The following is a 14,057-nucleotide window of genomic DNA, read 5'->3' as shown; positions in this document are numbered from 1 at the left end:
AAGGACGAGAAGATCGAGAGGATGTTGTGGTGGATGCGCATATTACCGGATGACGGCGTGAACGTCTTATCCGGCCTGCAGCCCATGCGCGATACAAGCCGGATAAGCGCAAGCGCCACCCGGCCCGCCGCGCATTTAATCAATATACTTCATTGCCACCCTTGAGGTCAGGCGCGTAATAAGTTCGTAAGCACTTACTTTTGTCATTTCAGCGATACGTTCAACCGGCAGACCTTCACCCCATAAGACCACCGGATCGCCCGCGTTATCCTGCGCGTTTGGCCCCAAATCCACGCAAATCATATCCATCGCCACCCGCCCGACAATCGGGACTTCACGACCATTGACCAGTACTGGCGTACCGGAAGGCGCCGCTCGTGGGTAGCCATCGCCATAACCCATCGCCACCACGCCCAGGCGCGTGTCGCGCTCACTCACCCATGTCCCGCCGTAGCCCACCGGTTCGCCCGCTTTGTGGTCACGCACCGCGATCAAACTGGAAGTTAAGGACATCACCGGCTGAAAACCAAAATCCGGCCCCCAAGGTTTGTGCTCCAGCGGCGATACGCCATACAAAATGATGCCCGGACGCGCCCAGTCAAAGTGAGACTGCGGCCACAGCAGGATACCGCCAGACGCGGCAATAGAGCGCTGACCGGGTTTACCCTGACAGAAGGCATTAAAAATGTCGAGCTGATGTTCGGTAGCGCCGCATTCCGGCTCATCCGCACGGGCAAAATGGCTGACGATATTCACCGGCTGGCGTACATTTTTACAGTGCGTCAGACGCTGGTAGAACGCCTCCGCCTCTTCGGGACGCACGCCGAGACGATGCATACCGGTATCCAGCTTCATCCAGACCGTTACCGGCTCCGCCAGCTCCACCGCCTCCAGGGCGGCAAGCTGCTCCTGATTATGTACGGCGGTATGCAGACATTGCGCGGAAATGGTAGGCAAATCGGCGGCGTCGAAAAAACCCTCCAGCAGCAGGATAGGCTGCGTAATCCCGCCCGCTCGCAGACGTAGAGCCTCTTCAAGACGCGCCACGCCAAAAGCATCAGCATCAGGGAGCGTTCGCGCGGTCTCCAGAAGACCGTGTCCATAAGCGTTCGCTTTCACCACCGCAACCAGCTTACTGGCAGGCGCCAGTTCACGCAGACGTTGCAGGTTGTGTCGCAGAGCGCGGCGGTTAATGACGACTGTTGCCGCTTGCATTTGAATTCCTTGTTAAAAGAATGACGGAGAGTTACTCATCATCGTATTGCGGTCCCGCATAGTTATCGAAGCGCGACCACTGACCATTGAACGTCAGACGAACCGTACCGATAGGACCGTTACGCTGCTTACCAATAATAATTTCAGCAATGCCTTTTAAGTCGCTGTTCTCGTGATAAACCTCATCACGGTAGATAAACATAATTAAGTCGGCATCCTGTTCAATAGAGCCGGATTCACGCAGGTCGGAGTTCACCGGACGTTTATCCGCGCGTTGTTCCAGGGAGCGGTTAAGCTGCGATAGCGCCACGACCGGCACCTGGAGTTCCTTCGCCAGCGCTTTCAACGAGCGAGAAATTTCGGCGATTTCCAGAGTACGGTTATCAGAAAGCGACGGCACACGCATCAATTGCAGGTAGTCGATCATAATCAGACTTAACCCGCCATGTTCGCGGAAAATACGCCGCGCGCGCGAACGGACTTCTGTCGGCGTAAGACCTGAGGAGTCGTCAATATACATATTGCGTTTCTCCAGCAGAATGCCCATCGTGCCGGAGATTCGCGCCCAGTCTTCATCATCGAGTTGACCGGTACGAATACGTGTCTGATCGACGCGGGACAGCGAGGCCAGCATACGCATCATGATCTGTTCGCCGGGCATCTCCAGGCTGAAGATCAGTACTGGTTTATCCTGCAACATCGCCGCATTTTCGCAGAGGTTCATCGCAAAAGTGGTTTTACCCATGGAGGGACGCGCCGCGACGATAATCAAATCCGAACGCTGTAATCCTGCCGTCTTTTTATTGAGATCCTGATAGCCGGTATCCACGCCTGTAACGCCATCGTGCGGTTGCTGGAACAACTGCTCAATACGCGCCACGGTGGCGTCGAGAATCTGGTCGATGCTTTTCGGACCTTCGTCTTTGTTGGCCCGGTTTTCCGCGATCTGGAAGACGCGCGACTCCGCCAGATCCAGCAGTTCGTCGCTATTGCGCCCCTGTGGATCGTAACCGGCGTCCGCAATTTCATGCGCCACCGCGATCATATCGCGGACCACGGCGCGTTCGCGCACAATGTCCGCATAAGCACTGATATTCGCCGCGCTTGGCGTGTTTTTAGACAGCTCCGCCAGATAGGCGAAACCGCCGACGCTGTCCAGTTGGCCCTGCCGCTCCAGCGATTCCGCGAGCGTAATCAGGTCGATAGGACTGCCGCTTTCCTGCAAGCGCCCCATCTCCGTAAAGATATGGCGATGCGGGCGGGTATAGAAATCTTCCGCCACCACGCGCTCGGCCACATCGTCCCAGCGCTCGTTATCCAGCATTAAACCGCCCAACACCGACTGTTCCGCTTCAATCGAGTGCGGCGGCACTTTTATCCCGGCAACCTGCGGATCGCGGTCGCGGGCATCAGTCTGTGGTTTGTTGAAGGGTTTATTTCCTGCCATAGTGAATGGAGTTACCGAGATAGTGATTGGGTCGAAAGATTACCACATTTCTTTTGGAGGAAGCATGGCAACGCGTATTGAATTTCACAAGCATGGTGGTCCGGAAGTGCTTCAGACCGTGGAGTTTACGCCAACGGAACCGGCGGAACACGAAATCCAGGTTGAGAACAAAGCCATTGGTATCAACTTCATCGACACCTATATCCGTAGCGGACTCTATCCGCCCCCGTCGTTGCCTGCGGGCCTGGGAACCGAAGCTGCGGGTGTGGTCAGTAAAGTCGGCAGCGGCGTGGAGCACATTCGCGTGGGCGATCGCGTCGTCTACGCGCAGTCAACGCTCGGCGCTTACAGTTCCGTCCATAACGTCCCCGCAGATAAAGCCGCGATTTTGCCTGACGCCATTTCTTTCGAACAGGCGGCAGCCTCTTTTCTCAAGGGATTGACCGTTTTTTACCTGTTGCGCAAAACCTATGAAGTGAAACCCGACGAACCCTTCCTGTTTCATGCCGCTGCGGGCGGCGTCGGTCTGATCGCCTGCCAATGGGCGAAAGCGCTGGGCGCGAAGCTTATCGGTACCGTCGGTAGCGCGCAAAAAGCGCAGCGGGCGCTGGACGCCGGCGCCTGGCAGGTGATTAATTACCGTGAGGAGAGCATTGTCGAACGGGTAAAAGAGATCACCGGCGGCAAAAAAGTCCGCGTGGTCTATGACTCCGTGGGGAAAGATACCTGGGAAGCCTCACTGGACTGCCTGCAACGTCGGGGACTGATGGTCAGTTTCGGCAATGCGTCCGGCCCCGTCACCGGCGTGAATTTAGGTATTCTGAATCAGAAAGGTTCCCTGTATGCCACGCGACCTTCACTACAGGGGTATATTACGACGCGTGAAGAACTGACCGAAGCCAGCAATGAATTGTTCTCATTGATCGCCAGCGGCGTGATTAAAGTTGATGTGGCTGAAAATCAACGCTATGCGTTAAAAGATGCCCGTCGCGCGCATGAGGTGCTGGAAAGCCGGGCCACACAGGGCTCAAGCCTGCTGATTCCGTAATAGCTCTGCAAAGAAATTGGGCTTCCACCCGGGAAGCCCTTTCTTTTTTTGTTCGGCTGTATGTAGGGTACAGCGCGATGAATTCGTTACCTGCGCAATCATGACAGATTTAATAATCGATTCCTATTTGCTTGTGACGGCAAAGTTCCAGGTTGTGACGAACCGCTCAATACCTTAGTAAAACCGACGGTTATTGCGCTGATACTGTGGGATTTTTGGCGTTTTTACTGCTTTGATCACCCACACCACAGCCACCGCCAGCAGTAGCCACGGTAACAGCTTGATCATCAGGGCGAACATTCCGCCCAAGAACATGACGGCAGTCGCTACAACCAGCGCGGCCAGAATGCCCAGCAAGGAGACGCCCGTCACCATTAACATCAGAAAAAAGCCAAGCACAAAAAGTAGTTCCAGCATAGTCGCTCCCCATAAAGATGGCATTGCCCGGCGGCACGGCGCTTACCGGGTTTGGTCAGGTAAGCTATTACAAAAATCATGCCAATATTTATGTTTTTGATATATAAAGAAAACGCCCTGCAAAACTGCGCAGAGCGTGGTGAGATTGACTAATTTTTGGCGAACTTTTAACGCTTGTCTGCTATCAGTTTTAGCGCCTGCTCCAGTACAGCAGCATCCGCGCCAGCTTTATGGGCGTTTTCGCTCAGATAGCGACGCCACTGTCGCGCGCCGGGGATACCCTGGAACAACCCCAGCATATGGCGAGTGATATGCCCCAGATACGCTCCCTGGCTCAATTCACGCTCAATATAGGGATACATCGCGCGAACCACCGCAACCGGGTCGGTATCGGTGGTATCGGCGCCAAAGATCTCCCGATCCACCGCGGCCAGTATACCCGGATTCTGATAAGCTTCGCGGCCAACCATGACGCCATCCATATGGCGCAAGTGTTCCTTCGCCTCTTCCAACGATTTGATGCCGCCGTTAATGGACATGGTCAGGTGCGGAAAATCCCGCTTTAGCTGATAGACGCGCGGGTAATCCAGCGGCGGGATCTCACGATTTTCTTTCGGGCTTAAGCCAGAAAGCCAGGCTTTGCGCGCATGGATAATAAACATCTCGCATTCGCCCTGACCGGAAACCGTATTAATGAAATCACACAGGAACGCATAACTGTCCTGATCGTCAATACCAATGCGGGTTTTTACCGTCACCGGAATCGAGACGACATCACGCATGGCTTTAACACAATCGGCGACCAGTTGCGCATTGCCCATCAAACAGGCGCCAAACATACCATTTTGCACGCGATCGGAAGGGCACCCCACGTTGAGGTTAATTTCATCGTAGCCACGCGCTTCCGCCAGCTTTGCACAATGCGCAAGCTGAGCCGGATCGCTTCCACCAAGCTGTAGAGCGACCGGATGCTCTTCTTCGCTATAAGCCAGATAGTCACCCTTACCGTGAATAATCGCGCCCGTGGTCACCATTTCGGTGTAGAGCAGCGTCTGGCGAGACAGCAAACGCAGGAAATAGCGGCAATGTCTGTCCGTCCAGTCGAGCATAGGCGCGATGGAGAAGCGATAAGCAGGTAAAGCGGAGGACTGGGTTTCAGGCTGCATGGCGAATAAATAAGCATCCGGTTAAAAAAGGGGCGTTACTATAGCATAACGCTAAACCGGAGGCGTAGCGCCTCCGGTGAAAGCACCTCAGAATGTCATTGTAAGCTGCGCGCCTGCCCCCCAGGTTTCATCTTCGCCGTACAGTCCCATTAAATCGAGATGCGCACGGTTAAAGGGCGCAAAGCCAAGACCGCCGGTAACCACATTGCTATCGTTATTTTTCACATCCGCACGATACCCTGCGCGCACCGCCAGCCATGACAACGGTCGAACTTCAGCGCCGACGCCAACGTACTGTGAATTGTCTTCGCTCTTAAAGCCTTTCGTTTCCGTCAGATCGCCATCGGCGCTTACGGTCAGCAAATCGTTATGCCATGCGATGCCCGCGGTAACCAGGGGGCGGATTTGGTATGTCTCTTTGTAGTTGGTGGTTTCTCCCGTCATACCATTAGTGATGTAAATATCTTTCGTATCGATATCGCGAGATACCAGATTTTGCCCGCTCAGCCCCAACGTCCAGTTTTCACCGATATCGGCAGCAAGCCCCGCATCAATGTTAAAACCCGTATCGTCATTGCGATAACGGCTGCTATTCCAGTCGCTACTGTCGTAGTTATAAATTGAGGTGGTGTAGTTATAGAGCCAGGTTTTTTGCAGTTTTGGCGTAACGCCAATGGAAACAGGCACCTCGCCCACCACAAACTGCTTCGCCAGCGCAATACCGTAGTCAGATACAATCGCTACCCGCCCCAACGCGGTAGAGTTTAAATGCTTTGTAATTTCGTCAGACCCCAGCAAAGCAGCGCGTCCTGCTTCACGAAGCGCGACACGTTCATCATGCTGGATATCGCGCAGATACTGAATATCGTTCTGATCAATGGACGAACTCACGCGCCCATGCGCATAACCTTTGGCGATAAACGCCACGGAAAGCGTTTGCCCTGGAATACTTACCGCCAACCCGGCGCCGGCATTGGCGCGGGCGGTTTTTCCGTTGAGATATTCCAGCTCATCGGCCAGGTCGCGCGCGGCGCCCTGAAATTGATTCAGCACGCCTCGCGGATTGAGCAGAATTTGCCCCAGCGTAAGGTTATCGACGACCTCATCGTAGTAATCCACTTTATCGCTGATATCGTCAATTTCATCCTGGAGATTGTCTTTATCCGTAATCTGGACGCCGACCGCAGGAAGGACAACAGTGATATTGTCTTCCGGTTTGGCTTTTGCCAGTAACGCCGGATTTAATAGTACTCCGCTGCCATAATTCGCGGACGCAACGCCCGTCCCGCCCATTGCGTCATTACGCGCTTCCGTCCAGGTATTGGCGGCGCCCGCCTGCTTTGTCATAAAAAGCGAGACCGCGATAGCAATCAGTGAAAGTTTGACGTTTTTGTTCACAGTTAGCCCATCTTATTATCAGGTGAAGTAATCCCTCCGCCACGCTTTACCGGACAGAGGCGAACTATTGCTGTGAAATAGTGATGTTAAATCCTGTTGTTATAATATCGACCCTCATTATGTATAGATGAGAATACTGGCGCGGAAAAGCTTAGCAGGCGATATATTGTCGCGGGGTAATTTCAGAGTTTTAAGCAGCTCGTGGTAAAGTAACGGATTAGACTTTCATGCCATTCGAGGTGCTACATGGAAAAGACCACAACGCAAGAGTTACTGGCGCAAGCTGAAAAACTCTGCGCGCAGCGCAACGTGCGCCTGACGCCTCAGCGCCTCGAAGTGCTGCGCCTGATGAGTCTGCAACAGGGTGCCATCAGCGCATACGATTTGCTCGATTTGCTGCGCGAAACGGAACCACAGGCCAAACCGCCCACCATCTACCGCGCGCTGGATTTTTTGCTCGAACAGGGTTTTGTCCATAAAGTGGAATCCACCAATAGTTATGTGGTTTGCCACCTGTTCGACCAGCCGACGCACAGCTCGGCCATGTTTATCTGCGATCGTTGCGGCGTGGTGAAGGAAGAGTGTGCCGAGGGCGTGGAAGACATCATGCATACGCTGGCGGCTAAAATGGGCTTTGCGCTACGACATAACGTTATTGAGGCGCACGGTCTGTGCCCTGCGTGCGTAGAAGTGGAAGCGTGTCGCCATCCGGGCGACTGTGGTCACGATCACTCGGTGCTGGTGAAGAAAAAACCGCGTTAGCCTGAACGGAAAAACGGGCGGCAGTAGAGAGGGGCACGCCCGCATTCATAAGCAAACAGTGGGAAGCACATCCATGTACTCCTGATAGGGGAAAACATATTACCAGCGATAGTTGTTACGGGTTTCCCAGTCAACAACCTCTTTTTCCGCCTGATCTTTCTGGTAACCGTAACGCTCCTGGATTTTACCTACCAGTTGGTCGCGTTTACCTTCGATAACGGTCATATCGTCATCGGTCAGTTTGCCCCATTGTTCTTTCATTTTACCTTTAAACTGTTTCCAGTTACCGCCGGCTTCGTCTTTATTCATCATCTTGTCCTCATCATTCGGTTAGGAATAGCAGGTGTTATTCGCCCAAATGCACTGCAATTTCTGCTGGACGTGATAATAATTGTAGGCAGGAATTCGGCCTTCGGTTTTATATTCAGAATTTTTAACCATCACGATCTGGCAAACCATGTACCCTCGCGCCAGTGACGACGCCAGATAAGGCTCAACGACAGACCGCGTAGCGCCAGAAATACGGTTAATGCCAGCCATAAACCATGATTTCCTAATACCGGCAGGGCGAAGAGCGTCAGCGCGAATCCTCCCGCGGCGACAGCCATGCTATTGCGCATTTCGGCAGCGCGCGTCGCGCCAATAAACATACCGTCGAGCAGATAGCACCATACGCCCACCAGCGGTAATACCACCTGCCAGATAAGATACCGATCCGCCAGTAGCTGTATTTGCGGCAATGAGGTTAGTAACGCGACAATATGTTCGCCTGCCAGGGCATAGACCGTGGAAAACAACAAGGCCACAATTCCTGACTGACGACACGCCGCTCGCCAGACGTCCAGTAGCTTGCTACCGTCACGCGCGCCGTAAGCCTGACCGGAGTGCGCCTCCACCGCATAAGCAAAACCGTCCAGCGCATAGGCCGTAAAGGTGAGTAAGGTCATCAGGACTGCATTTACCGCGATAATATCGCTGCCCAGCCGCGCGCCTGACACCGTGATTGCGCCAAAACAAAGCTGAAGGAGCAATGAGCGCAGCATGATATCGCGATTGAGCGCCAAAAGGCGGCGCACGTTGCCGCGCCAGGCCTGTTTTAGCATATCCAGCGACACACCGCGGAGATGGAGAACTTTACGTACCATCATGAGGCCGATCAGTAACGTGACATATTCTGCGATGACCGTCGCCAGGGCGGCACCCTGCACGTTCATATGAAGCCCCATCACCAGCCACAGGTCGAGCGCGATTTTGAGGATATTGCCCACGACCAACAAGATAACCGGCGCCCGCGCATACTGAACGCCTAACAGCCAACCGAGCAGCACCAGATTCGCCAGTGACGCGGGAGCGCTTAGCCAACGAATTTCAAGGAAGCGTCTCGCCTGCACCAGGACAGCGTCGTTCCCGCCGACAATATGTAAAGCCAGCTCGATAAGCGGCGTGCGAAATAGCACAATCATCACGCCTGCGCCCAGCGCCAGCAATAACGGTTGAATGAGCGCCCGGGCTAACGCCTGCGGATTTTTGGCGCCAAATGCCTGCGCCGTTAGGCCGGTGGTGCTCATACGTAGAAATAGCAGCAGCATGAAAAGAAAGCTGGTGGCAGTCGCGCCCACCGCCACGCCGCCCAGGAAAACAGGGCTGTCCAGATGACCAATCACCGCCGTATCGACCAGCCCCAGTAAGGGGACGGTGATGTTAGAAAAAATCATCGGCAACGCAAGACGCCAGAGAGCTTTATCAGAGGAGGTAAAAAGCGGCATGGAGAAAAGCCTGACAAGGAGTTAAACGAAACGAGCGCATTGCCGGATGGCGACGTAACGCCTTATCCGGCCTACAAATTAATCATCTCAGGAACTGCATTCCCGTAGGCCTGATAAGCGCAGCGCCATCAGGCTACACGATTGCCGGATGGCGGCTTACAAGGAGATTAAAAAGAGATTACAACCATTCCCCGTTGCGAATGACGCCTACCGCCAGCCCTTCAATCGTAAAGCTTTGTTCGCGCAGATCCACCACTATCGGTGTAAACTCGCTGTTTTCCGGCAGCAGTTCCACTTTATTGCCCTGCTTTTTCAGCCGTTTTACTGTCACTTCATCATCAATGCGAGCGACAACCACCTGGCCATTACGGACGTCCTGCGTTTTATGTACCGCCAGCAAATCCCCATCCATAATACCGATGTCTTTCATCGACATACCGCTCACGCGCAGCAGGAAATCGGCGCTGGGTTTGAACAGTGAAGGATCGACCTGGTAATGGCCTTCAATATGCTGCTGCGCCAGAAGCGGTTCACCCGCCGCGACACGCCCGACAAGCGGTAATCCGTCCTCTTCTTCCTGTAACAGACGGATACCTCGCGATGCGCCGGAAACGATTTCAAGCACCCCTTTGCGCGCCAGCGCCTTAAGGTGTTCTTCCGCAGCGTTTGGGGAACGGAACCCCAAACGCTGCGCGATTTCCGCACGCGTCGGTGGCATACCTGTCTGGCTGATGTGATCCCGGATGAGATCAAACACCTCTTGTTGCCTGGCCGTTAACGCTTTCATTCCGCCCCCTGGGTGTATATACAGTCATGCTGTGAGTATATACAGTTAAAGGTGATTTTGGAACCACAAACGGCGCAAAAAACAAGAGATTTATAAAATTTGGAACCTTTATCGAAAATGTGACCATAACAGGATGCCCCAGGTCATCAGGGCAACGAAAATAGACAGTAGCACCGCAGCCGATCCCATATCTTTCGCACGGCCGGAAAGCTCATGGTATTCAGAACCGATGCGGTCAACGACCGCTTCAATAGCGCTGTTGAGGATTTCAACAATCATGATAAGTAAAACGGAACCTATCAATAACACACGGGTAATCGCATCCACATCCAGCCAGCAGGCGATGATGACGCCCAGCAATACCGCGAGGCTTTCCTGGCGAAACGCCGCTTCGTGAGTCCATGCGGCGCGAAATCCTTTCCAGGAATATCCTGCCGCTTTGATAATTCTGGTGAATCCAGTGGTATTATTGGCCATCAAAAGAACCTTTTTACATTATTAACGTCAATGACATTATACGGTTGCCCTGCACGATTCGGACTGCCGTAACGCAGCGCGAAGTATGACGGGATACAACAGAAATTCGCTAAACTTTCTGATATCCTTGCACCGCATTTGCATTATTAACCAGAGGCTTTACATCGTTTATGTCCGGCTGGCCACGAATTTACTACAAATTACTGAATTTACCATTAAGCATACTGGTAAAAAGCAAGTCTATTCCGGCGGAACCCGCCCAGGAATTGGGGCTCGATACTTCTCGCCCCATTATGTATGTCTTGCCATACAACTCAAAAGCGGACTTACTGACGCTGCGGGCGCAATGTCTGGCGCACGATCTCCCGGATCCGCTGGAGCCGCTGGAGATCGACGGCGCGCTGTTGCCACGCTATGTATTTATTCACGGCGGACCGCGTGTCTTTACCTATTACACGCCAAAAGAAGAGTCGGTGAAACTTTTTCACGATTATCTCGATCTGCATCGGAGTAATCCAGCTTTGGACGTGCAGATGGTGCCCGTTTCCGTGATGTTTGGCCGCGCGCCGGGTCGTGAAAAAGGAGAAGAGAACCCGCCTTTACGTATGCTGAACGGCGTACAGAAATTCTTTGCCATCTCCTGGCTGGGCCGCGATAGCTTTGTCCGATTCTCGCCGTCCGTCTCATTGCGTCGCATGGCTGATGAACACGGCACCGATAAAATCATCGCGCAGAAGCTGGCTCGCGTGGCGCGTATGCACTTTGCTCGCCAGCGCCTGGCGGCGGTTGGCCCACGCCTGCCCGCCCGTCAGGATCTGTTTAACAAACTGCTGGCCTCGAAAGCGATCGCCCGCGCGGTAGAAGACGAAGCGCGCAGTAAGAAAATCTCTCATGAAAAAGCGCAGCAAAACGCCATTGCGCTGATGGAAGAGATCGCGGCGAACTTCTCTTACGAGATGATTCGTTTGACCGACAGGATTTTGGGGTTTACCTGGAACCGACTTTACCAGGGGATTAACGTGCATAACGCCGAGCGCGTACGCCAACTGGCGCACGACGGGCATGAAATCGTCTATGTACCCTGTCACCGCAGCCATATGGACTACTTGCTCCTTTCTTATGTGCTGTACCATCAGGGGCTGGTTCCGCCGCACATTGCCGCCGGTATTAACCTTAATTTCTGGCCCGCTGGCCCAATTTTCCGTCGTCTGGGCGCGTTCTTTATTCGTCGCACCTTTAAGGGGAATAAACTCTATTCCACCGTCTTTCGCGAATACCTGGGCGAGCTGTTCAGCCGCGGTTACTCGGTTGAGTATTTTGTCGAAGGAGGACGTTCGCGTACCGGACGTTTGTTAGATCCGAAAACCGGCACCCTGTCGATGACTATCCAGGCGATGCTACGCGGCGGTACCCGCCCAATTACCCTCGTACCGATCTACATTGGCTATGAGCACGTCATGGAAGTGGGCACCTATGCGAAAGAGCTGCGCGGCGCGACAAAAGAGAAAGAGAGTCTGCCGCAGATGCTGAAAGGCTTGAGCAAGCTGCGCAATCTGGGTCAGGGCTACGTTAACTTTGGCGAACCGATGCCGCTCATGACGTACCTGAACCAGCATGTGCCAGAGTGGCGCGAATCTATCGACCCTATAGAGGCCATACGCCCAGCCTGGCTGACGCCGACGGTAAATAGTATTGCCGCCGATCTGATGGTGCGTATTAACAACGCTGGCGCGGCAAACGCGATGAACCTGTGTTGTACCGCGCTGTTAGCGTCGCGTCAGCGCTCGCTCACCCGCGAGCAGCTCACCGAGCAGCTTGACTGCTATCTCGATCTGATGCGCAATGTCCCTTATTCCACAGACTCAACGGTTCCTGCCGCCAGCGCTGGCGAGCTCATCGCTCACGCGCTGCAGATGAATAAGTTTGAGGTCGAGAAAGACACCATTGGCGATATCATCATCCTGCCGCGCGAGCAGGCGGTGTTGATGACCTATTATCGTAACAATATCGCGCATATGTTGATTATGCCTTCGCTGATGGCGGCGATTATCACCCAGCATCGTCGCATTTCGCGTGATGCGTTGCAGCAGCATGTTGAAGCGCTCTATCCGATGTTAAAAGCGGAGCTGTTCCTGCGCTGGGAGCGCGAGGAGTTAGCCTCGGTCATCGACGCGCTGGCCAGTGAAATGCAGCGTCAGGGGCTAATTACCCTGCAGGATGATGAACTGCATATCAACCCGACGCATTCCCGTACGCTGCAACTGCTGGCGGCAGGCGCGCGTGAAACGCTACAGCGTTATGCCATTACGTTCTGGCTATTGAGCGCCAATCCGTCCATCAACCGCAGTACGCTGGAGAAAGAAAGCCGTACCGTGGCGCAACGTCTGTCTGTCCTGCACGGTATTAACGCGCCGGAGTTTTTCGACAAAGCGGTGTTCAGTTCACTCGTGTTGACGCTACGGGATGAGGGTTATATCAGTGATACGGGCGATGCCGAACCGGCAGAAACGATGAAGATATATCAGATGCTTGCCGATCTAATTACCTCTGATGTCCGTCTGACGATTGAAAGCGCGACGCAGGGCGAGTAAGCCAGTGCCTGAAATGCCCGATAGTGCAAGCTCATCGGGCAACTGATATGACGTATTGAAAATTTTGGCTTTGTAGGCCGGGTTCGCCCGGCATGACATCAGAAGTGCCAGTAACTCATCGCCAGCCCTAAAAATAGCACCAGGCCAACGTAGTTATTGTTCATAAAGGCTTTAAAGCAGGCTTCACGTTCACGGTTCGCAATCAGTTTTTGCTGGTAGACAAACAGCGCGCCCGCCACCAGCACAGCCCAGTAATATCCCCATCCCAGACCATTCAACCAGCCGATCAGCGCCATTAACGCCATGACGCCAAGCTGCAGAATCCCGATAATCAATGTGTCATAACGACCAAACAAGATCGCAGTCGATTTAATGCCTATCTTGATATCATCATCTCTGTCGACCATCGCATATTGCGTATCGTAAGCCACCGCCCAGAGAATATTGGCGAGGAACATCAGCCAGCAGCTCAACGGCAGGGATTCGCTCACCGCGGCGAACGCCATGGGGATTGACCAGCCGAAAGCGGCCCCCAGCACGACCTGCGGCAGGTGGGTGTAGCGTTTCATAAAGGGATAAACCCAGGCCAACGCCAGCGCCGCCACGGAAAGCAGAATCGTCATGGCGTTCAGCGTCAGCACCAACAGAAACGCCAGCAGCACCAGCACCACAAACAGGTTGCGCGCTTCTTTCTCTGTCACGGCGCCGCTGGGTAAAGGTCGGTTGACCGTACGTTTTACATGTCCGTCAAATTTACGATCGGCATAATCATTCACCACGCAGCCCGCCGCGCGCATTAACCACACGCCAGCGACAAAAACTGCCAAAATCCACAGCTGAGGCATACCCGGCGTCGCCACCCATAGCGCCCAAAGCGTCGGCCAGAGCAGCAGCAACGCGCCAATAGGCTTATCTGTACGCATCAAACGGTGAAACGCCAGCAGCTTACTCTGCGTCAGACTCCACTCCATCTTTATCTTCCT

14 protein-coding genes are annotated in these 14,057 nt (G+C 53.8%); 3 read left to right on the top strand and 11 right to left on the bottom strand.

The features are described 5' to 3' along the window. Positions 1 to 135: 135 nt before the first annotated feature. Positions 136 to 1,215: an alanine racemase gene (alr, locus tag AAYN39_RS16970; RefSeq protein WP_001147297.1), complete on the bottom strand. Its 1,080-nt coding sequence runs from the start codon at positions 1,213 to 1,215 to the stop codon at positions 136 to 138. Between the two features lie 31 nt (positions 1,216 to 1,246). After that, a complete protein-coding gene (gene dnaB, locus AAYN39_RS16965) occupies positions 1,247 to 2,662 on the bottom strand; it encodes a replicative DNA helicase (RefSeq protein ID WP_000918353.1) in 1,416 nt (471 codons plus the stop codon). A gap of 64 nt (positions 2,663 to 2,726) precedes the next feature. Between dnaB and AAYN39_RS16960 the strand changes: the two genes are divergently transcribed. Beyond that, positions 2,727 to 3,710 carry a quinone oxidoreductase gene (locus AAYN39_RS16960; RefSeq protein ID WP_000235562.1) on the top strand — a complete coding sequence of 328 codons (984 nt, stop codon included), beginning with the start codon at positions 2,727 to 2,729 and terminating at the stop codon, positions 3,708 to 3,710. A gap of 174 nt (positions 3,711 to 3,884) precedes the next feature. Here AAYN39_RS16960 and pspG read toward each other — a convergent pair whose 3' ends face one another. From pspG to AAYN39_RS16945, 3 genes are all read right to left on the bottom strand, one after another. Further along, positions 3,885 to 4,127, bottom strand: coding sequence for an envelope stress response protein PspG (pspG, locus tag AAYN39_RS16955; protein ID WP_000891414.1), 243 nt, complete (start codon positions 4,125 to 4,127; stop codon positions 3,885 to 3,887). Between the two features lie 167 nt (positions 4,128 to 4,294). Next, positions 4,295 to 5,293, bottom strand: a complete 999-nt coding sequence (gene dusA / locus AAYN39_RS16950) for a tRNA dihydrouridine(20/20a) synthase DusA (RefSeq protein WP_001182236.1) — start codon at positions 5,291 to 5,293, stop codon at positions 4,295 to 4,297. Between the two features lie 87 nt (positions 5,294 to 5,380). Beyond that, on the bottom strand, positions 5,381 to 6,691 hold the full coding sequence (locus tag AAYN39_RS16945) for a conjugal transfer protein TraF (RefSeq protein WP_001039344.1): 1,311 nt from the start codon (positions 6,689 to 6,691) through the stop codon (positions 5,381 to 5,383). A 246-nt stretch (positions 6,692 to 6,937) separates the two neighbouring features. Here AAYN39_RS16945 and zur point away from each other — a divergent pair, with 246 nt between their 5' ends. After that, the gene (gene zur / locus AAYN39_RS16940; RefSeq protein WP_000416271.1) at positions 6,938 to 7,453 is read left to right on the top strand and encodes a zinc uptake transcriptional repressor Zur; all 516 of its coding nucleotides are present in this window, start codon (positions 6,938 to 6,940) and stop codon (positions 7,451 to 7,453) included. Between the two features lie 99 nt (positions 7,454 to 7,552). Here the strand turns inward: zur and AAYN39_RS16935 are convergent, their stop codons facing one another. From AAYN39_RS16935 to AAYN39_RS16915, 5 genes are all read right to left on the bottom strand, one after another. Beyond that, positions 7,553 to 7,762 carry a CsbD family protein gene (locus AAYN39_RS16935; RefSeq protein ID WP_001030592.1) on the bottom strand — a complete coding sequence of 70 codons (210 nt, stop codon included), beginning with the start codon at positions 7,760 to 7,762 and terminating at the stop codon, positions 7,553 to 7,555. A gap of 21 nt (positions 7,763 to 7,783) precedes the next feature. Further along, positions 7,784 to 7,897: a hypothetical protein gene (locus AAYN39_RS16930; RefSeq protein ID WP_077905026.1), complete on the bottom strand. Its 114-nt coding sequence runs from the start codon at positions 7,895 to 7,897 to the stop codon at positions 7,784 to 7,786. Then, entirely contained in the window at positions 7,894 to 9,219 is a 1,326-nt protein-coding gene (dinF, locus tag AAYN39_RS16925) for an MATE family efflux transporter DinF (protein ID WP_001128110.1), read from the bottom strand. Before dinF ends, AAYN39_RS16930 begins: the two co-directional genes overlap by 4 nt. Before the next feature lie 178 nt (positions 9,220 to 9,397). Next, a complete protein-coding gene (lexA, locus tag AAYN39_RS16920; RefSeq protein ID WP_000646079.1) occupies positions 9,398 to 10,006 on the bottom strand; it encodes a transcriptional repressor LexA in 609 nt (202 codons plus the stop codon). A 108-nt stretch (positions 10,007 to 10,114) separates the two neighbouring features. After that, complete coding sequence (locus AAYN39_RS16915; protein ID WP_000002902.1) at positions 10,115 to 10,483, bottom strand: diacylglycerol kinase; 369 nt, start codon at positions 10,481 to 10,483, stop codon at positions 10,115 to 10,117. A gap of 170 nt (positions 10,484 to 10,653) precedes the next feature. Here AAYN39_RS16915 and plsB point away from each other — a divergent pair, with 170 nt between their 5' ends. Then, the gene (gene plsB / locus AAYN39_RS16910; protein WP_000017366.1) at positions 10,654 to 13,074 is read left to right on the top strand and encodes a glycerol-3-phosphate 1-O-acyltransferase PlsB; all 2,421 of its coding nucleotides are present in this window, start codon (positions 10,654 to 10,656) and stop codon (positions 13,072 to 13,074) included. 98 nt (positions 13,075 to 13,172) lie between these two features. Here plsB and ubiA read toward each other — a convergent pair whose 3' ends face one another. Then, positions 13,173 to 14,045, bottom strand: coding sequence for a 4-hydroxybenzoate octaprenyltransferase (ubiA, locus tag AAYN39_RS16905; RefSeq protein ID WP_000455249.1), 873 nt, complete (start codon positions 14,043 to 14,045; stop codon positions 13,173 to 13,175). Between the last annotated feature and the right edge of the window lie 12 nt (positions 14,046 to 14,057).

This window comes from Salmonella sp. K21076, assembly GCF_039650795.1.
GTDB lineage: Bacteria > Pseudomonadota > Gammaproteobacteria > Enterobacterales > Enterobacteriaceae > Salmonella > Salmonella enterica.
The sequence above is the reverse complement of the archived record's forward strand: the minus strand, read 5'-3'. Positions and strand labels throughout refer to the sequence as shown.